The 19,976-nt window shown below is 66.5% G+C and carries 18 protein-coding genes; 8 read left to right on the plus strand and 10 right to left on the minus strand.

Going from position 1 to position 19,976, the window contains the following annotated elements:
- The first annotated feature begins 2 nt into the window (after positions 1-2).
- Positions 3-2,291 (plus strand): methylmalonyl-CoA mutase, encoded by a 2,289-nt coding sequence (gene scpA, locus NM962_13700; protein UVO11058.1) that lies wholly within the window; start codon positions 3-5, stop codon positions 2,289-2,291.
- Entirely contained in the window at positions 2,292-3,281 is a 990-nt protein-coding gene (gene meaB, locus NM962_13705; GenBank protein UVO11059.1) for a methylmalonyl Co-A mutase-associated GTPase MeaB, read from the plus strand.
- A 294-nt stretch (positions 3,282-3,575) separates the two neighbouring features.
- Here meaB and NM962_13710 read toward each other — a convergent pair whose 3' ends face one another.
- Positions 3,576-4,274: a S1 family peptidase gene (locus NM962_13710; protein UVO11060.1), complete on the minus strand. Its 699-nt coding sequence runs from the start codon at positions 4,272-4,274 to the stop codon at positions 3,576-3,578.
- 95 nt (positions 4,275-4,369) lie between these two features.
- Entirely contained in the window at positions 4,370-4,963 is a 594-nt protein-coding gene (locus NM962_13715) for a TetR/AcrR family transcriptional regulator (protein ID UVO11061.1), read from the minus strand.
- Positions 4,964-5,022: 59 nt separating this feature from the next.
- On the opposite strand from NM962_13715, the gene NM962_13720 reads away from it, so the two are divergent.
- The 5 genes from NM962_13720 to NM962_13740 all read left to right on the plus strand — a co-directional run bounded on the left by NM962_13720 (position 5,023) and on the right by NM962_13740 (position 10,611).
- Entirely contained in the window at positions 5,023-5,913 is an 891-nt protein-coding gene (locus NM962_13720; protein ID UVO11062.1) for an FAD-dependent monooxygenase, read from the plus strand.
- Positions 5,856-6,134, plus strand: coding sequence for an FAD-dependent monooxygenase (locus NM962_13725; protein UVO11063.1), 279 nt, complete (start codon positions 5,856-5,858; stop codon positions 6,132-6,134). Before NM962_13720 ends, NM962_13725 begins: the two co-directional genes overlap by 58 nt.
- Before the next feature lie 77 nt (positions 6,135-6,211).
- Positions 6,212-7,477 (plus strand): beta-lactamase family protein, encoded by a 1,266-nt coding sequence (locus NM962_13730; GenBank protein UVO11064.1) that lies wholly within the window; start codon positions 6,212-6,214, stop codon positions 7,475-7,477.
- 93 nt (positions 7,478-7,570) lie between these two features.
- Positions 7,571-8,284, plus strand: coding sequence for an alpha/beta fold hydrolase (locus tag NM962_13735; protein UVO11065.1), 714 nt, complete (start codon positions 7,571-7,573; stop codon positions 8,282-8,284).
- 569 nt (positions 8,285-8,853) lie between these two features.
- Complete coding sequence (locus NM962_13740) at positions 8,854-10,611, plus strand: AMP-binding protein (GenBank protein ID UVO11066.1); 1,758 nt, start codon at positions 8,854-8,856, stop codon at positions 10,609-10,611.
- Between the two features lie 522 nt (positions 10,612-11,133).
- On the opposite strand, the gene murA is transcribed toward NM962_13740, so the two are convergent.
- Entirely contained in the window at positions 11,134-12,387 is a 1,254-nt protein-coding gene (gene murA / locus NM962_13745; protein ID UVO11067.1) for a UDP-N-acetylglucosamine 1-carboxyvinyltransferase, read from the minus strand.
- Between the two features lie 100 nt (positions 12,388-12,487).
- Between murA and NM962_13750 the strand changes: the two genes are divergently transcribed.
- Positions 12,488-13,078, plus strand: a complete 591-nt coding sequence (locus NM962_13750; GenBank protein UVO11068.1) for a cob(I)yrinic acid a,c-diamide adenosyltransferase — start codon at positions 12,488-12,490, stop codon at positions 13,076-13,078.
- A 24-nt stretch (positions 13,079-13,102) separates the two neighbouring features.
- Here NM962_13750 and NM962_13755 read toward each other — a convergent pair whose 3' ends face one another.
- The 7 genes from NM962_13755 to NM962_13785 all read right to left on the minus strand — a co-directional run bounded on the left by NM962_13755 (position 13,103) and on the right by NM962_13785 (position 19,974).
- Positions 13,103-13,546 (minus strand): DUF2550 domain-containing protein, encoded by a 444-nt coding sequence (locus NM962_13755; GenBank protein UVO11069.1) that lies wholly within the window; start codon positions 13,544-13,546, stop codon positions 13,103-13,105.
- A gap of 13 nt (positions 13,547-13,559) precedes the next feature.
- On the minus strand, positions 13,560-13,925 hold the full coding sequence (locus NM962_13760) for a F0F1 ATP synthase subunit epsilon (protein UVO11070.1): 366 nt from the start codon (positions 13,923-13,925) through the stop codon (positions 13,560-13,562).
- A 67-nt stretch (positions 13,926-13,992) separates the two neighbouring features.
- Positions 13,993-15,423, minus strand: a complete 1,431-nt coding sequence (atpD, locus tag NM962_13765; protein ID UVO11071.1) for a F0F1 ATP synthase subunit beta — start codon at positions 15,421-15,423, stop codon at positions 13,993-13,995.
- Between the two features lie 33 nt (positions 15,424-15,456).
- A complete protein-coding gene (locus NM962_13770) occupies positions 15,457-16,380 on the minus strand; it encodes a F0F1 ATP synthase subunit gamma (protein ID UVO11072.1) in 924 nt (307 codons plus the stop codon).
- A gap of 7 nt (positions 16,381-16,387) precedes the next feature.
- The gene (gene atpA, locus NM962_13775; protein UVO11073.1) at positions 16,388-18,037 is read right to left on the minus strand and encodes a F0F1 ATP synthase subunit alpha; all 1,650 of its coding nucleotides are present in this window, start codon (positions 18,035-18,037) and stop codon (positions 16,388-16,390) included.
- 69 nt (positions 18,038-18,106) lie between these two features.
- A complete protein-coding gene (locus tag NM962_13780; GenBank protein UVO11074.1) occupies positions 18,107-19,444 on the minus strand; it encodes a F0F1 ATP synthase subunit B/delta in 1,338 nt (445 codons plus the stop codon).
- A gap of 8 nt (positions 19,445-19,452) precedes the next feature.
- Complete coding sequence (locus NM962_13785; GenBank protein UVO11075.1) at positions 19,453-19,974, minus strand: F0F1 ATP synthase subunit B; 522 nt, start codon at positions 19,972-19,974, stop codon at positions 19,453-19,455.
- Positions 19,975-19,976: the final 2 nt, after the last annotated feature.

Raw genomic sequence — 19,976 nt, forward strand, 5'->3', positions numbered from 1 at the left:
CCATGACCACGAGCACCTCACACGGCACGCTCGGTAGTTTCGCCGAGGTCGCGCTGCACGGTGACCGCGTCGCCGAACCGGTGACCGAGACCGCCGTCGCCGAGCACGTCGCGGCCGCCGCCGCCGCGCACGGCTACACACCCGAGCAGCTGGAATGGCAGACCCCGGAGGGAATTGCGGTCAAGCCGGTGTACACCGCCGCTGATCGCTCCGCCGCGGTCGCCGAGGGCTACCCGCTGGACAGCTTCCCCGGCGAGGCCCCGTTCGTGCGTGGGCCGTACCCGACGATGTACGTCAACCAGCCGTGGACGATTCGCCAGTACGCCGGGTTCTCGACCGCGGCGGACTCCAACGCGTTCTACCGCCGAAACCTCGCGGCCGGGCAGAAGGGTCTGTCGGTAGCGTTCGACCTGGCTACCCACCGCGGCTACGACTCGGATCACCCCCGGGTGCAGGGTGATGTCGGAATGGCCGGGGTGGCAATCGATTCCATCCTGGACATGCGGCAACTGTTCGACGGGATCGACCTGAGCGCGGTCAGCGTGTCGATGACCATGAACGGGGCAGTGCTGCCGATCCTGGCGCTGTACGTGGTGGCCGCCGAGGAGCAGGGGGTGCCGCCGGAGAAACTGGCCGGCACCATCCAGAACGACATCCTCAAAGAGTTCATGGTGCGCAACACCTACATCTACCCGCCGAAGCCGTCGATGCGGATCATCTCCGACATCTTCGGCTACACCAGCGCCAAGATGCCCAAGTTCAACTCGATCTCGATCTCGGGCTACCACATCCAAGAGGCCGGTGCCACAGCAGATTTGGAGTTGGCCTACACGCTGGCCGACGGGGTGGACTACATCAAGGCCGGCCTGGACGCAGGCTTGGACATCGACAAGTTCGCGCCCCGGTTGTCGTTCTTCTGGGGCATCGGGATGAACTTCTTCATGGAGGTCGCCAAGCTGCGCGCGGGCCGGCTGCTGTGGAGCGAACTGGTCGCGAAGTTCGACCCCAAGAGCGCGAAATCGCTGTCACTGCGCACGCATTCGCAGACCTCGGGGTGGTCACTGACCGCCCAGGACGTCTTCAACAACGTCGCGCGGACCTGCGTTGAGGCGATGGCCGCCACCCAGGGCCACACTCAGTCGCTGCACACCAACGCCCTCGACGAGGCGTTGGCGCTGCCCACCGACTTCTCCGCCCGCATCGCCCGCAACACCCAGCTGCTGCTGCAGCAGGAGTCGGGCACCACCCGGCCGATCGACCCGTGGGGCGGCTCCTACTACGTGGAGTGGCTCACCCACCAGTTGGCGCAGCGGGCTCGGGCGCACATCGAAGAGGTCGAGGCGCACGGCGGCATGGCCCAGGCGATCAGCGAGGGCATCCCCAAGCTGCGCATCGAGGAGGCCGCCGCCCGCACTCAGGCCCGCATCGACTCCGGGCGTCAGCCCCTGATCGGGGTGAACAAGTACCAGGTCGCCGAGGACCAGGAGATCGAGGTCCTCAAGGTCGAGAACAGCCGGGTGCGCGCCGAGCAGTTGGCCAAACTTCAGCAGCTGCGCGCCGACCGCGACGAGGCGGCCTGCCAGGCTGCCCTGGCCGAGCTGACCCGGGCGGCCGGCGCCACTGGTCCGGCCGGCGAGGACGGGCTGGGCAACAACCTGATGGCGCTGGCCATCGACGCCGCCCGGGCCAAGGCCACCCTCGGGGAGATCTCCGACGCCCTGGAAAAGGTCTACGGTCGCCATCAGGCCGAGATCCGGACGATCTCTGGCGTCTACCGTGACGAAGTCGGGAAGGGCAGCAACATCGCTAGCGCAACCGCTCTGGTGGAGAAGTTCGCCGAGGCCGACGGCCGCCGGCCCCGCATCCTGGTCGCCAAGATGGGCCAGGACGGCCACGACCGTGGCCAGAAGGTGATCGCCACCGCGTTCGCCGACATCGGCTTCGACGTGGACGTCGGCGCCTTGTTCTCCACCCCCGATGAGGTGGCCCGCCAGGCCGCCGACAACGACGTGCATGTGGTCGGGGTGTCGTCGCTGGCGGCCGGGCACCTGACACTGGTGCCGGCACTGCGTGACGCGCTGGCGCAGGTGGGCCGGCCCGACATCATGATCGTGGTCGGGGGAGTCATTCCGCCCGGCGACTTCGACGAGCTCTATGCCGCCGGGGCGACCGCGATCTTCCCGCCCGGCACGGTGATCGCCGATGCTGCGGTGGACCTGCTGAAGACGCTCGCGTCGCGACGAGGTTACGAGCTCGCCGGCCAGACAGAACCGGCGGCAGACCAGAAATAGATGGCCGACAACGTGTCTGACACCGTTGCCGAGTTGGCGGCGGCGGTGCGCTCCGGTGACCGCTCGGTGCTGCCCCGGGCTATCACCCTGGTGGAGTCCACCCGCCCCGACCACCGCCAGCAGGCGCAGGAGCTGCTGTTAGCGCTGCTGCCGGACGCCGGCGGGGCTCGCCGGGTGGGGATCACCGGTGTGCCCGGCGTGGGCAAGTCGACCACCATCGAAGCCCTCGGGATGCACCTGATCGAGCAGGGCCACCGGGTTGCGGTGCTCGCCGTGGACCCGTCCTCGACGCGCACCGGCGGGTCGATCCTGGGGGACAAGACCCGGATGCAGCGGTTGGGGACGGACGAACGCGCCTACATCCGTCCGTCGCCGACGTCGGGCACCCTGGGCGGGGTCGCCAAGGCCACCCGCGAGACGGTGGTGCTGCTGGAGGCCGCCGGCTTCGATGTGATCCTGATCGAGACCGTCGGCGTCGGCCAATCCGAGGTCACGGTCGCCAACATGGTCGACACCTTCGTGTTCCTGACCCTGGCGCGTACCGGAGATCAGTTGCAGGGCATCAAGAAGGGTGTGCTGGAACTGGCCGACATCGTGGTGGTCAACAAAGCAGACGGCAAGCACCTCGCCGAGGCACGATTGGCCGCGCGGGAGCTGTCGACCGCGATCCGACTCATCTATCCCCGCGAAACGCTCTGGCGACCACCGGTTTTGACGATGAGCGCGATCGAGGGCACCGGGCTGCCGGAATTCTGGGAGACGGTGGAGCGGCATCGCCAAACGCTGATCGATGCCGGCGAGTTCGACGCCCGGCGGCGGGCCCAGCAGGTGGACTGGACCCGGCAGCTGGTGCGCGACGCTGTGCTGGATCGCGTGCTCTCGGATCCCGCGGTGCGCGAGCTGAGTGCCGAGGTGGAACAGCAAGTGCTCAGCGGCGAGCTGACCCCCGCGTTGGCGGCTCAGCAAATCCTCGCCGCTGTGTGGCGGTAGTCAAGGCCACGGCGTTTGACCGCTCGCCATCACGCAGCGGGGCAACCATGGGGGACCGGGACTGGCGCACCGGACGTTCGCCGAGCGAATCGAGCCGACGGTCGAGAACGGAGCCGATGCGACGTGTTGGGCGTTGGCGCATCACCTCACCAGCGTGTCGCCGCGGCGGGTGAGCCCCACTGACTCGCGGATCACCCCGGCGCAGCTGGCGAGCATCCGCCACCGCATCATGGTGTCGATAGGCGCCGCCTGAGCAGCGGTGGCGTCCGCGGTGCAGTCTCACCGGTGCCGATCTCAGGCCGGGATCGGGATGAACCCGGAGCCGGGCGCGCCACTGGAGTTCACGTCGTCGAGGATCGCGCTGAACTTCGTCATGTGTGTGAATTGATGCGGGGGCGAACTCGGAACGTCGCCAGGGGCGATGCCAGGGAGGAATAGACCGCCGGTGACCATGCCGAGAAGCAGGTCATTGGAGGTGACCGGGCCACCGTTATCGCCGGGTTGATAGGTGCCCCCACCCATGGACATGTGGGGGCCAGGGCCGGGAAGGGAACTGTTGCTGCTGCAGAAGTCACCGGTGGCGGCGCCGAGTCGACATTCGGGTTGGTGCCATTCCGGGGCGGGGCCGATGCCGTTGATGACGAAGCCAGCGAAATTGGCGATGGGGGTGATTTTGGCGGGGTCGAATTTAATCACCGCGTAGTCCAGACGAGGGTCGCTTCCGATGGCGATCACGGTACCTACCGCCCCGAGGTCCTCGGAGCCCTCAGCAACGACTGGTGAGTCCGGCCCGCCGCAGCTCGCGGCGGTGAAACCGACCAATTCACCGGTCTTGTCGTGGCCGATGGTGGTCAGGGTGCAGTAGGTGCCGTTGACGATGATGCCCGCTCCACCGCCCAGCGGGAGCGCGGCCGAGGCGACCGGAGCACGCACCACGGCCAGCAGCGGCAGCAGCACGCACACTCCGACCCACCGGCGATAGCTCACCCGCACAGTCCGCGCCCCTGTCTCTTGAGCGATCGAAAACGGCCAGGTTGAAGCGTGAGCTGTCCACCCGCGCGGGCTCATGTTATCGACGGGCCTCGGCATCAGTCACGGCTATCGATTAGCGGAAGGAAGATGGTGTCGACGATCTCTTCGATCGCCTCATCGGACAGCGGTTGCAGCGTCATGAGGACTTCGTAGCGGAACAGCTGGATGGGCAGCCGCGCGATCCGGTCGGTCAGCTGTCCGGGCTGGATTTCACCGCGCTCGACAGCCCGTCGGATCAGCTGCTCCAACACCGCGTCGCGGTCGCCGTGTACGAATGCCTCCAGGTCGGCAAGACTGCTGCCGGTCTGCTGGTAGAAGCCACCGAGCCGGGTCAGTAACAGCGTCACCAGCCCGATCCGCAGCTTGTTGGCCTGGCGGAGCAGCTCGATGACGTCACCACGCAGGCTGCCGGTATCGGGGACGACCACGACGTCTTTGCCGACCTCGTGCGCCATCGCTGCGCGCACCAGCTCCTGCTTGTTGGACCAGCGCCGATATAGCACGGCGCGACTGGTGCCCGCCCGCGCGGCGACGGCGTCGATCGTCAGGTCGTCATAACCGCGTTCGGTCAGCTCGGCCCACGCGGCGTCCAGCAGGGCCTCCTCCAGTGCGTGTCCACGGCGGCGCCGCGCCGGAGCATTAAGGGACATTGCGTTTCCTAACGGTCAAGTCTATGGTCTTAAGATACGACACGTATCTTACGATAGGGATGGGTTCCAAGGTGAGAATTCTCGTCTCCGGCGCAGGGATCGCCGGCCTCAGCGCAGCGATCGACCTCGGTGCCGACGGCCATGACGTCACTATCGTCGAACGCGCGGACCACCTGCGGGTCAACGGTTCACCGATTGACATTCGCGGCGACGCCATCGAGGTCGCCGAGAAGATGGGTGTGCTCGGAGCGATCCGCGACCGTCGGATCGACATGACCGAACGCGTGCAGTTCGTCGACGGACACGGAGCCGTCGTCGCCGAGTTGCCCCTTGAGGAGATCAACGACTCGGCCGACGACATCGAAATTCCCCGCGAAGACCTCACCAACATCCTGTATCGCCAGCTCGGGCCGTCGGTAGAGCTGCGATTCGCAGAATCGGTCACCGGCCTGGACGCCGATGATCGCGGAGTCGACATCCTGTTCGCCTCCGGTGTACGCGATCGCTATGACGTGGTGATCGGCGCCGACGGGATGCACTCGGCCGTCCGGCGACTGGTGTTCGGGCCCGAACACCAATTTCTGCACCACCTCGGCTTCTACGTCGCACTGGCCGATCTGCCCGACTACATTGCGTCCGGACGCAACAACCCGATGTACAACTTTCCCGGCCGCATGGCCGGCATCGCCGCCTACAACGACAAAGCGTTGGCGGTCTTCATGTTCCGATCGTCCTGGATCGACCACGACTACCACGACCTCGATGCCCAGAAGCGGATTCTCGCCGAGGCTTTCGCCGGACATAACGAATGGCGGGTCCCCGAACTCGTCCAAGCCGCGGTGCAGGACCCGGAACTGTATTTCGACTCGGTCAGCCAGATTCGGCTGCCGGCGTGGCACCTGGTCGCGTCGTGCTCGTCGGCGACGCCGCGCACTGCGCCTCCAGCCTGACTGGTCGCGGCACCAGCCTGGCCCTGACCGGCGCATGGTTCCTGGCCCGCGCCCTGCGTGACCACCCCGGCGACATCGCGCAAGCATGGGAGCAATACGACCGTGACCAGCGGCCGCTCGCGACCAGAATCCAGGCGATGGCGGCGCCCGGGGGAGACCTGCTGGTGCCGGTCACCCAAGACGAAATCGACGCCCGCAACCGAAGCTTCAGCCAGCGCTGAGCTCGGCGCCAGCCGTTCGGATCTCGGTTGGGTAACACCGGTTATGTTTGCTGGCAGGTGGAGTAGGTTTTCTTGCCATGACACAGCATCTCAACGCTCGCCGGTCAGGACTTCCGGCGAACGTGCACGGCGCGGCTGACCCGAACTTCGCCTGTGCTGTGCGCGCCTTCGCTGCGATGTTCCCGGGTCGCCGCTACGGCGGCGGGGCGCTGGCGATCTACCTCGACGGTGAACCCGTCGTGGACGTGTGGACCGGGTGGGCGGACCGGGCCGGACAGGTGCCGTGGTCGGCCGACACCGGCGCCATGGTTTTTTCGGCGACCAAGGGTGCGGCGTCGACGGTTATCCACCGGCTGGTCGACCGGGGACTCATCGACTACGACGTGCCGGTGGCGCAGTACTGGCCGGAGTTCGGGGCGAACGGCAAGGCCGCGATAACGGTCCGCGAGCTGTTGGGACATCGAGCAGGCCTGACCCACCTCAACGGCGCCAGCAGGGCGGACCTACTGGACCACGTGACGATGGAAGCGCGGATGGCCGCTGCGGCGCCGGGACCCGAGCGCGGCAAACCCGCCTATCACGCGCTGACCTACGGCTGGTTGGTGTCCGGGCTGGCCCGGGCCGTCACCGGCGTGGGAATGCGTGAGCTGTTCCGCACGGAGCTGGCCGGACCGCTGGGTGTCGACGGCCTGCACCTGGGCCGCCCGCCCGCCGACGCACCCACCGTTGCGGCGGAGATCATCATGCCTCAACGCAGCCGGCGAAACGCGGTGGTGGACCTGCTGGCGCCGCGGGCGGCCGCGGCGCTGCGATACGGGGGCTTGGGCGCCTTCTACTTCCCGGGGGTGATGGACACCCTCCGCGGCGGTATCCCGTTCCTGGACACCGAGGCCGCCGCCCTCAACGGGGTGGCCACCGCGCGTGGGCTGGCCCGCCTCTACGGCGCCCTGGCCAACGGCGGGCAGATCGACGGCACTCAATTGCTGTCACCCCGGCGGGTGGCGGGCCTGACCGGTCCGCGCACCCTCGAACTGGACCGCACCATCGGGGTTCCGTTGGCGTTCCACCTGGGCTATCACGCGATCCCGTTCGGGCCGGTGTTGCCCGGATTCGGTCACGTCGGCCTGGGCGGTTCCATGGGCTGGGCGGATCCTGCCTCCGGACTGGCGATCGGTTTCGTGCACAACCGGCTGCTTACCCCGTTCGTCGCGCTCGACCATGCCGGTTTCGTCGGAACGGCCGCGCTGATTCGCCGCGGCGTCGCCCAAGGACGCCGACACGGCTACACCTCGATCCCGCAGCTGGGGGAGTCGTTCGCCGCACCGGATGTCGCGACGGGCTAGTGGTCGGCTGCGTACCGCTGCGCCGCTGTGCTGATGGCGGCGACCCGCTTCACCCGGCTCCGCCGGGTTTGCGATCGCCGCTAGGGTTGCCGAGTGACTGACCGTACGCCGAAGCTCTACATCTTCCCGCATGCCGGCGGATCGCCGCAGTACTACGTCCCGTTCTCCAAGACGTTCACCACCGATGTCAAGCGCATCGGTGTTCAGTACCCGGGCAAGGGCGGAACCCACGACTTGGGCGCTTTCACCAGCATCGAGGACCTTGCCGACCAGGTCTGCAAGACAGTTGCGCCGCCAGCCCCGTCCGATGGGCCGGTCGCTTTCTTCGGACACAGCATGGGTGCGCTGTTGGCGTTCGAAGTGGCGCGTCGATTCGAGGCGGACGGACATCGGATTGCCGCACTGTTCGTGTCGGCGGCAGGCGCACCTGGCCGAGCCGGCTACGACAACATCCCCGAGTCCGATCGCGGCCTTCTGGACGCCGTCAGCACAATGACGGGGGTCAACCCCGAATTCTTGGAGAACGAGGAGTTCGCGGCCAAGATCCTCCCGACTCTGCGCGGCCTGAAAGCCATCGCGAACTATGACTGTCCGCCCGAGGCAAGGGTGTCTTGTCCGATCTTTGCGTTCCATGGTGACGAAGATGACGTCGCCACCACGGAGAAGGTGGCCCCCTGGGCGCAGCGCACCACTGTCGAATTCGGCGCGCGGGTGTTCACCGCTCCCGGCCACCACTTCTACCTCAACGATCACCTGCCGGAACTGGTTGGCGATATCGAAAAGAAGATCGCGCAGTACTGCTCGTAATGACGCGCCTGACCCGGCCCGCCATGTGAATGGGCCGTTGGTACCGAAGTTGCTCGTGATGCGCACCAATGACTTCTCCGCTACTATGGCGGCTCTGCTGCGTTTGCGCTGTACGCGGGCTACAAGGGGCCTGTCAGCAGCGCGTCCGTGGTAGCCTCCGCGGGAGGGAAACACCTGGGATGTCGGGGTCCAAGGAGTTTTAGGCAGGTTCCAAACATCCAGTAAGGGGTACCCGTGTCGTTGGTCGAATCCTCCGCGCCGGCCGTGTTGGCCGGGCGATCTCGGCGCTCGGAGATCCCCGCCCCCGTCTTCACCCGGCACGGCGAGCAACCGGCCTGCGCTGAGGCTGACGTATTCAGCTGAGCAACTCGGCTGGGGATGCCCGCCAGACTTGATCACGCGGGGGACCCATCCCAAATGTCGCTAATCCAATTGCATACCTCCGCTGTGCAGGGGCCTTGCGCAGCGAAACCGTCAGCTCGGACAGCAAGCGCAACGACTCTCGACGGGGCCGAAGTACTCAGCAGGTGAGGTCCACAGACCTGACAGCATAAGGAGAAGACAACGCAATGTCGGTAACTGAAACGCACATCCCGACCCTGTTGGCGAACCTGGAACGCGACAAGCCGGACGCGCCTGCGTATACGTTCATCGACTACGACGTCGACCCCGCCGGCTATCGCGAGACCGTGACCTGGTCGCAGCTGCGCAACCGCGTGCGGGTGGTGGCGGCGGAACTGGCGACCTGCGCCTCTCCGGGCGACCGGGTGGCGATCCTGGCCCCGCAGAGCCTGGAGTACATCGTCGGGTTCTACGGTGCGCTGCAGGCGGGCATGATCGCCGTTCCGCTGCCGGTGCCGATGTTCGGCGTGCACGACGAGCGCGTGTCGGCGGCGCTGCGGGACAGCTCCCCGGCTGCGATCCTGACGACCACGGCAGCGGTTGGTGACATCGCCAGCTCGATCAAGGGCCTGGGCGGCAAACCGCCGGTGGTGATCGAGGTCGACGCTCTGGACCTGGACTCCGAGCCGGCGGCGGCACCCGCCGCGACCGCGCAGACCAAGGTCGCCTTCCTGCAGTACACGTCCGGTTCGACCCGGACCCCGGCTGGCGTCATGGTCACTCATGCCAATGCCGTCTCGAACATGCGGCAGATGGCTGACGACACCTTCGCGCTGACCGGCGGTAATGCGCCGGAAGGACTCAACCTGGTGTCGTGGATGCCGTTCTACCACGATCTGGGTTTGCTCGGCACGGTCATCTACCCGATGGTCCTGGGTGTGCACACCGTGCACATGAGCCCCATGGCGTTCCTGGCGAAGCCGGCCCGCTGGATGCAGGAACTCGCCAAGGCTCCCGTCGGCTTTACCGGTGGGCCGAACTTCGCCTATGAGCTGGCCGTGCGGCGGACCTCCGACGAGGACATGGCCGGGCTCACCTTGGCCAACGTGCACACCTTCTGTCTGGGTGCGGAGCGCATTCACGCCGCGACGCTGCGACGCTTCGTCGACCGATTCACGAAGTTCGACGTGAACCCGGCGGCCCTGCGCCCCGGCTACGGGCTGGCCGAGGCCAGCGTCTACTTGACGTCCAACACCCCCGGCAACCCCCCGCCGACCGCGCGATTCGACTACACCAAGCTCGCGGCCGGTACGGCTGAGCCGAGTGGTCCCGAAGGTGGCGTCGAGCTGGTCAGCTGCGGTGTCCCGCGGGCCTGCACCGTGCGTATCGTGGACCCCGAAACCCAGACCGAGAACCCGGAAGGCAAAGTCGGCGAGATCTGGACGCACGGCCCGAACGTCGCGGCGGGCTACTGGCACAACCAGCAGGCCACCGAAGCCACCTTCGGCGGCAAGCTGGTCAACCCCACGCCCGGGACGCCCCAGGGCCCCTGGCTCATGACTGGCGACCTCGGTGTCATCTCCGGCGGGGAGCTCTACATCGTCGGCCGGATCAAGGACTTGCTGATCGTCGACGGGCGAAACCACTACCCGGACGACATCGAGGCCACCGTTCAGGAAATCACCGGTGGGCGTGTCGCCGCGGTCTCGATCCCGAACAGCCAGTCCGAGCAGCTTGTTACGATCGCGGAGTTCAAGAACAAGGGGGGGTCCGATGAGGAGATTCTGGACAGGCTGACCGAGGTACGACGCAAGGTGACGGCCGCGCTGTCCAAGGCGCACGGCCTGGTGAGCGGAGACCTGGTCCTGGTGTCGCCGGGTGCCATCCCGATCACGACCAGCGGCAAGATCCGCCGTTCCAGCTGCGTGGAGATCTACCAGCGTGATGGGTTCGACCGACTGGATGCTACTGCTCGGTCTGTATGACAGATGACGAGCTGCTCGCGCGGCTCTCGGGGAGGTTGAGTTGAGCGAGAAGAGTGCTGCGCCGGTCGGGGGGCCGGATCGTCGGGCGATTGTTGCTGAGGCGCTGCGCAAGATTGATGATTTGACGGCGCGGTTGGCGGTTCCGTTCGCCACTCGAGTACCCCCGAAAGGGCCTTTCCGTTCGACTTGCATGTGTTAAGCACGCCGCCAGCGTTCGTCCTGAGCCAGGATCAAACTCTCCAAACAAAAACCATTTGGAAACAATCCCAAAACATCAGTCAAAAACTGACATCAAAAAAACACCACACCCCCAACACGGGGCGCCGAAGGCATGGCAAAAACAACAACAAACAAAAACCACCAAACACACTATTGAGTTCTCAAACAACACGCCGCCTGGCTTCAGGCAACCCCGCCACTGTACTCGCTTTTCGGAGTTGAGTCAACTCCCAGTTTTTCGGGGCTTCCGGAAGGACTTCCAGACTGCCGGTAGTTCCGCGGTCCGCGTCCCTCCGGCTCGACCTATATTACACGTTCTATCTCAGCGCCCAAATCGCCTAGATATTCCACGAACAACGGGTAGCCGCGATCGATGTGGTAGACGTCGTGGACCTCGGTCTCACCGTCTGCGACCAGGCCCGCAAGGACCAAACCGGCTCCCGCACGGATGTCGGAGGCCCACACGGGTGCACTCGAGAGCTGCGGCAGGCCACGCACCACCGCATGGTGGCCATCGGTGCGCGCATCGGCCCCAAGGCGGATCATCTCCTCGACGAACCGGAACCTGGCCTCGAAGACGTTCTCGGTGATCATCGACGTGCCATCGGCAATCGCCGCGAGGCCGATCGCCATCGGCTGCAGGTCAGTGGGGAATCCCGGAAACGGCAGGGTCGCGACGTTGACGGCCTTGGGCCGCTCGTATTGCACGACCCGGAAGCCGTTGTCGGACTGGGTGACGGTCGCCCCCGCGTCGTGCAGCTTGTGCAGCACAAGCTGCAGGTGGGCCGGGTCCACGCCGGTAACCGAGATGTCGCCGCGGGTCATCACCGCAGCAATCGCCCAGGTCGCTGCCACAATCCGATCGCCGATCACTTCGTGTTCGGTGGGATGCAGCCGCGGCACCCCAGTGATCTTCAGCGTTGGGGAGCCCGCACCTTCGATCTGCGCCCCCATCTGGTTGAGCATCGTGCAGAGATCAGCGACATCGGGCTCACGCGCCGCGTTGTGGATAGTCGTGACGCCTTCGGCCAGGACCGCGGCCATCAAGATGTTCTCGGTGGCGCCGACCGACGGGAACTCCAGCTGGATCTCGGCGCCGCGCAGCTTCTCGGCGTGCGCGACCACACAACCGTGTTCGATATTGCAGGTGGCGCCCAACTGGCGCAGGCCGGCCTGATGCATGTCGAGCGGGCGCGACCCGATGGCGTCGCCACCCGGTAAGGCGACCTTCGCCTTCAGACACCGGCCCACCAGGGGACCCAGCACACAGACCGAAGCCCGGAACTGACGCACCGCGGCGAAGTCCGCGTCGTACTTGGGTTCGTCCGGCGAGGTGATGCGCACCGTGGTGCCGTCAAGTTCGACATTGGCGCCCAGTCCGCGCAGCACCTCAGCCATCAGCGGGACGTCCAGAATGTCCGGGCAGTTGGTGATGGTGCTGGTGCCCTCCGCCAACAATGCCGCCGCCATCAGCTTCAGGACGCTGTTCTTAGCGCCACCGACGGCGACTTCACCGGACAATCGGTTACCTCCGGTAACCACAAAACGCTCTCCCACTCGCGTCAGTGTAGTGACGACACGAGTCCAATCCCGACCAATCCGGTCTCCTGCCGAAGCGGGGATTGCGACGCTTCCCTGCCCAGGTACGGTTTGGGCTATGGCCGTGCACATCACTCGCGTTTACACCCGTACCGGCGACGACGGTACGACCGGATTGAGCGATTTCTCCCGCGTGCCCAAGACCGATCCGCGGCTGGTGGCCTATGCCGATGTCGAGGAGGCCAACGCCGCGATCGGTGTCGCGATTGCGCTCGGCGAACCCTCCGCGGCGGTGAGCGCCACACTGCTGCACATTCAGAACGACCTGTTCGACACGGGCGCGGATCTGGCCACGCCGGTTGCCGAGAATCCGAAGTACCCGCCGCTACGGATCACCGCCGACTACGTCGACCGCGTGGAGACGTGGTGTGACGAGTACAACGAGCAGCTGCCGCCGCTCAACTCATTCATCCTGCCGGGCGGGTCACCGCTGTCGGCATTGCTGCACGTGGCCCGCACCGCGGTGCGCCGCGCCGAGCGCTCCGCCTGGGCTGCGCTCGACACCTACCCGGATGGGGTGTCGGTGCTGCCGGCGAAGTATCTGAATCGCTTGTCGGACTTGATGTTTGTGTTGTGCCGAGTGGCAAATGCCGATGGTGATGTGCTCTGGAAGCCCGGCGGCGACCGCACCGATCGCCCCGAAAAGTAGTCGGCGCCAACGGCGTCCGCTTCCTCAGTAGCTTTGACGCCGGGCCCGCGGCGACGGGCGTGCCTCCAGCCATGATAGGAAGGCGGTCCGTGCGCCGCGGTCCAGCGCTATCTCGAAGCCGGCCCGACGGTCCTGCAGGACATCGCACAGTTCGAGCACCACGATCTCATCAGTCATGATGTCGAATTCATCGCCGCGGGGTGCACGGCGGGACACCACATCCACACCACGTCGACTGAGCCGCCGATCCGGCCACAACCGCACGCTGGAAAGACGGTAGAAAGCCGCTTCACCGCCCCGGTAGCGGACCACGCCGTGACGCCAGCCATGGCCGCCGACCGCGGGAAGGTCGCGCATGATCGCGGCCGTACCGCCTTGACGCAGCTTCCACAGCCGATAACTCAGCGCCACCACAGCGCCGAGGAGAACGGCGACGAGCACGACCATAAAGATCATGGGCGTGCTCATCGGTTCACGTCTTTTAGTCGATCACACCTAGGGCGCGCAGCCTGGCCCGCCCCCGTGCAGCCATCTTGGGGTCAGTGGACTGAGACTCGTGCCGTGCGGACGCCTCGTCGATCTCTGACGTGAAGTCGACGGCCTCAGCCAAGATGCTGACACCCTCTTCGGTCACCGACAGGAAGCCGCCGTGCACGGCGAGCCGCAGCTCGTCCTCTTCGACCCGGTCCACCCGCACCATGGCGTCGTCGACGAGCTCGGCAACCACCGGGATGTGTCCCGGCAGGATGCCGATCTCACCGACGGTGGTCCGGGTGAAGATGAACGTGGCCTTGCCCGACCACACCTTGCGATCGACCGCGACGATGTCGACGTCAAGCTCTGCCATTACCCACCGCCTTTCGCCTTGGTAGGACGCTCTTCGCGCGAGCGCTCATCGCCCAGAACACACCCGGTCACAGCTTGGCGCCGAGGCTCTCGGCCTTCTTGGCCAGGTCGTCGAGACCACCGATCAGGAAGAACGCCTGCTCGGGCAGGTGGTCGAAGTCACCCTTGGTCAACCGGTCGAAGGCCTCGATGGTCTCCTTCAGCGGCACCGTCGAGCCCGGCTGGCCCGTGAACTGCTCGGCGGCCATCATGTTCTGGCTCAGGAACCGCTCGATACGCCGTGCCCGGCCGACCAGCTGCTTGTCCTCTTCGGAGAGCTCGTCGATACCGAGGATGGCGATGATGTCCTGCAGGTCCTTGTAACGCTGCAGGACCCGGATGACCTCCTGGGCGACCCGGTAGTGGTCTTCGCCGACGATAGCCGGGTCCAGGATGGTCGAGCTGGAGGCCAGCGGGTCCACCGCCGGGAAGATGCCCTTGGAGAACACCGCACGGCTCAGCTCGGTGGTCGCGTCCAAGTGCGCGAACGTGGTCGCCGGAGCCGGGTCGGTGTAGTCGTCGGCGGGCACGTACACGGCCTGCATCGAGGTGATAGACCGACCCCGGGTCGAGGTGATCCGCTCCTGCAGCTCACCCATCTCGTCGGCCAGCGTGGGCTGGTAACCCACGGCCGAAGGCATGCGGCCCAGCAGGGTCGAAACCTCGGAGCCGGCCTGGGTGAACCGGAAGATGTTGTCGATGAACAGCAGCACGTCCTGGCCCGCCTCGTCGCGGAACCACTCGGCCATGGTCAGGGCCGACAGCGCCACGCGCATACGAGTGCCCGGCGGCTCGTCCATCTGGCCGAACACCAAGGCGGTGTCCTTAAGCACGTTGGCGTCCTCGAGCTCCACCCACAGGTCGTTGCCCTCACGGGTGCGCTCCCCGACGCCGGCGAACACCGAGGTGCCACCGAAGTTGCGGGCGATACGGTTGATCATCTCCTGGATGAGCACGGTCTTGCCCACGCCGGCACCACCGAACAGGGCGATCTTGCCGCCACGCACGTACGGGGTGAGCAGGTCGACGACCTTCAGGCCGGTCTCGAGCATCTCGGTGCGCGGTTCCAGCTCGTTGAAGGCCGGGGGCTTCCGGTGGATGCCCCAGTGCTCGAAGTCCTCGCCGTAGCCCGGCTTGTCGAGGCAGTGCCCGAGGGCGTTGAACACGTGACCCTTGACCTCGTGCCCCACCGGCACCGAGATCGCGGCGCCGGTGTCGGTGACCGCGGTGCCACGCACCAGGCCGTCGGTGGGCTGCATCGAAATGGTGCGGACCAGGTTGTCACCCAGGTGCTGGGCGACCTCGAGGGTCAGCGTCTTGGCCAGCTCCGAGAAGGAGATCTCCGCGTGCAGAGCGTTGAACAGCTCCGGCACCGCGCCCCGGGGGAACTCGACGTCGACGACGGGGCCGGTTACGCGCACCACGCGGCCGGCGGTTGTCTTGTCAGCGGTAACAGTCATTATCTTCTTCGCTTCCTAGTACTTACCGGGGGCTTATCGAGAGGCGTCGGCGAGGGCATTCGCACCGCCAACGATTTCGCTGATTTCCTGGGTGATCTGAGCCTGGCGCTCGCGGTTGGCCTCGAGGGTCAACGCCTTGATCAAGTCGTCGGCGTTGTCGGTCGCCGACTTCATCGCGCGCTGGCGCGAAGCCAGCTCCGAGGCCGCCGAGTCGAGCAGCGCGGCATACACACGGGTGGTCAGATACCGCGGCAGCAACGAGTCGAACAGCGTCGTGGCATCCGGCTCGAAGGAATACAGGGTCTTCGGACCGGTCTCCTCGCCCACGTACTCCACCAGCATCGGGGCGATCCGACGCGCCTCGGCCGACTGCGACAGCATCGAGCGGAAGTCGGTCGACACGATGTGCAGTTCGTCGACGCCCAGGACCCCGTCGGTGCCCGGGTAGTCGCCGTCGTCGTCGACGCCGGCCAGGAAAGTCTCAACCAGCGTCGAGGCGATCGTGGCGGCGTTCTCGTACGTCGGCTGCTCGGAGAATCCGGTCCAGGAGTCGGTGACGGCCCAGTTCCGGAACGAGTAGTAGGCCAGCGCCTTGCGACCGACCACGTAGAGCACCGGGTCCTTGCCCTCCGAGCGCAGCAGAGAGAACAGCTCCTCTGCCCGGCGGAAGACGTTGGCGTTGTAGCCGCCACACAGACCACGGTCGGACGACACCACCAAGACACCCGCCCGCTTGGGCTCGCTGCGCTCGACCAGCAACGGGTGGTCCAGGGCCGCCTCGGCGGCCAGAGTGGTGAGCAACCGGGTGATCTCGTCGGCGTACGGCCGTGCCGTTTCCAGCCGAGTCTGCGCCCGGCCGATACGCGAGGTGGCGATCAGCTCCTGGGCCTTGGTGATCTTCTTGATCGACCCGGCAGAGCGGATCCGCCCGCGTAGTTCGCGAAGTGTGGCTGCCATAGCGGCGTTACTTCTTCTTCGCCGGCGCGGCCTTGTGGACCTGCACCGCTTCCTTGCCGAGCTTGTCCGCGTCGAGCGCGTCGACGTGCTCGTCGGGGACCACCGAGCTGCCGTCCGAGGCGGCGAAGCCCTTCTTGAACTGGTTGATCACGGCAACCAGCTTCTCGTTGGCCTCGTCGGAGAGCTTCTTGGACTCACGAATCCCGGTCAGGAGGTCGTTCTCCGAGGCCCGGATGTGGTCCAGCAGCTCCGATTCGAAGCGGCCCACGTCCTCGACCGGCACCGAGTCCAGGTGGCCTTCGGTGCCCAGGAAGATCGAGACCACCTGCTCCTCGACGGGCAGCGGTGCGTACTGAGGCTGCTTGAGCAGCTCCACCAGGCGTGCGCCACGCTCCAGCTGAGCCTTGCTGGTGGCGTCCAGGTCGGAGGCGAAAGCGGCGAAGGCCTCCAGCTCGCGGTACTGCGACAGGTCCAAGCGGAGACTTCCTGCTACCTCTTTCATGGCCTTGATCTGGGCGGCGCCACCGACACGGGACACCGACACACCGACGTTGATGGCCGGGCGAACACCCTGGTTGAACAGGTCGCTCTCCAGGAAGCACTGGCCGTCGGTGATCGAGATGACGTTGGTGGGGATGTAGGCCGAGATGTCGTTGGCCTTGGTCTCGATGATCGGCAGACCGGTCAGCGACCCGCCACCCAGCTCGTCGGAGAGCTTCGCGCAACGCTCCAGCAGACGGGAGTGCAGGTAGAACACGTCACCGGGGTATGCCTCGCGGCCCGGCGGGCGGCGCAGCAGCAGCGAGATGGCGCGGTAGGCCTCGGCCTGCTTGGTCAGGTCGTCGAACACGATCAGCACGTGCTTGCCCGAGTACATCCAGTGCTGGGCGATCGCCGAGCCGGTGTAGGGGGCCAGCCACTTGAAGCCGGCGGAGTCCGAAGCGGGCGCGGCGACGATCGTGGTGTAGTCCATGGCGCCGCCCTCTTCCAGTGCGCGACGCACGCTGGCGATGGTGGTGCCCTTCTGACCGATCGCGACGTAGACGCAGCGAACCTGCTGGTTCGGGTCGCCGGTCTCCCAGTTCTTACGCTGGTTGAGGATGGTGTCCACACAGAGCGCGGTCTTGCCAGTCTTGCGGTCACCGATGACGAGCTGACGCTGGCCGCGGCCGATCGGGGTCATGGCGTCGACGGCCTTGATACCGGTCTGCAGCGGCTCGCTGACGCTCTGCCGCTGAACCACCGAGGGGGCCTGCATCTCCAGCGGACGACGGGTCTCGGCTTCGATCTCGCCGCGCGCGTCGATCGGCTGTCCCAGCGGGTTGACGACGCGACCGAGGAAGCCGTCGCCGACCGGCACCGAGAGCACCTCACCGGTGCGCTTGACCTGCTGGCCCTCTTCGATGTTCTCGAAGTTGCCCAAGATGACCGCACCGACGTTGTGCTCGTCGAGGTTCAGGGCCACGCCCAGCACCCCGCCGGGGAACTCGAGGAGCTCCTGGGTCATCACCGAAGGAAGGCCCTCGACGTGTGCGATGCCGTCGCCGGCGTCGATGACGGTGCCGACCTCCTCGCGCGCGGTGTCGGCGCTGAAGGAGGTCACGTACTCCTCGATCGCCCCCTGAATGTCGTCAGAGGAGATTGTCAACTCTGCCATGGCTTTTCGTCTTCCTGCCTTCGAATGGGTATTGGGCTCTGAGGCCGGGTAGGCCCGGGTAGGTCTTGATCAGTCGGGCAATTGCGTCTTTGCTGCGGCGAGACGCGACGACAGCGTGCCGTCGATCACCTCGTCACCGACCGAGATCGTCAGCCCGCCCAGCAGTGCCGGGTCGACGCCGACCTGCACGCGGACCGGGTGGCTGTAGATCCGGCTCAGCACGGTGTTCAGCCGGGTGCGCTGGGCGTCGCTGAGCTCGGCGGCCGCACCGACGTGTGCCACCAGCTCGCCGCGACGTGCCACGGCGATCTGAGCAAGCTCGGTGATCGCCTGATGTGCGGACTGGCCACGCAGCAGCCGTACGGTCTGCTCGAGCAGCGCCACCGCGATCGGGTTGGCACCGCTGCCGCTGCCGATGACGTTGCGCAGCAACCCGACCCGACCAGCGGCCGGGGTCGCGGTGTCGCCGAGCAGGATGTCCAGCCGGGGCTGAGCGTCCAACACGCGGGAGAACCGGAACAGCTGGTCCTCCACCTCGTCGACGGTGCCGGCGCTCTCGGCCGACAGCAGCAGTGCCTGCCGGGCGACGTACTCGACCGCGGTGACCAGGTCTTCGCCGTTGGACCACCGGGCCGACCCGGCTTCGGTCACCAATGTCAGGGCGGCGGCACCGATCTTGTCGGCGAACAGCCGCTGCACCAGACGCACCTTCGGTGCCGCGTCGTCGGTCGGCACGGTCAGGTGCCGCGTGACCACAGTCTCGCGCTCGAGCAGTTCGGCGACCGCGGTCAGGTCATCGGCCAGCGCGGCCAAACCCTGCTGGTCCAGGCCACCGGCTGCCTCGCTGAACTTGTCCAGCAGCCCGGCCAACGCCTGACGGCTGGCCGACCGCAACCGGACCAGGATCGGCGATTCGACCTCAACGGACTTCGGCGCCATGGCATCGAGTTCGTCGAGGAAGCGGTCCACAGTCCCGGACTGCCGCTGCGGGTCGGCGACGTACGCGCGAACCAGTTCGCCCGCTCGCTCCACAGCCTCGGCACCCAAGCCGGAACGCAGCTCACGGATGAGTTGCGCCCGCATGAGACCGACCTGCTGCCCGCCGGTGTTCTTCACCCGCTCGGCTTCGACACCGGCCTGGCTGCGCAGTTGCTCGGCGATTCGCTCGGCGTCCGAGTGGGCCTCCGCGGTGACCCGCTTCGCCTCGGCCGAGGCGTTAGCCAGTGCCGTGGAGTGCGCCTGACCGGCTTCGGTCAGACGAGCGGCGGCAGCTGCCGCCTCCTCCAACTCCCTGCGCACCGACTCCTGCTGGTCCGCCATCAGCTTGCGTACCGGTGGCACGACGAACTTGACCAGCAGCCACACGATGATGGCAAAGCCGACCAGCTGCCCGATGAAAATCGACATCTCTGTTGCTACCGCCCCGTACTCGCCGCGGAAAGTGCCTCAGCCTCAACACCGAGGATCCGGCCGGCCAGGGTGGCAGACAATGTCTCCACCCGGGCCTGCAGCTGCTCACTCACCGCATCGCCTTCTTGCTTGAGCTTGTCGGTGGCGGCCTGCAATGTCGAGGCCACCTCCGCCTCGGCCGCCGACCGCTGCTCGTCGATCACCTTGCGCCCCTCGGCACGAGCTTCGTCCCGTGCCGTGGTGGCCTCAAGGCGCGCCGCCGCCATCTGCTTCTCGTAGTCGGCATCGGCGGCCGCGAACTGCTCGGCGGACTCCCGATTGTCGGCGAGCGTCTTGGTGATCATGTTCTCGCGCTCCCGCAGCACCTTCATGATCGGCGGCACCACGAAGGTACTGATCACGCCGAGCACGATCAGGAAGATCGCGAGCACGACGAAGAAGGTGCCGTCGGGAATGAGGAAGCTCTTCTTCGGGCCTTCCTCAGCCGCCTCGCTCAAGGCGAGGACAGCAACGCTCATGTCACCCATCG

This window comes from Mycobacterium sp. SVM_VP21 (assembly GCA_024758765.1).
Lineage (GTDB): Bacteria > Actinomycetota > Actinomycetes > Mycobacteriales > Mycobacteriaceae > Mycobacterium > Mycobacterium heraklionense_C.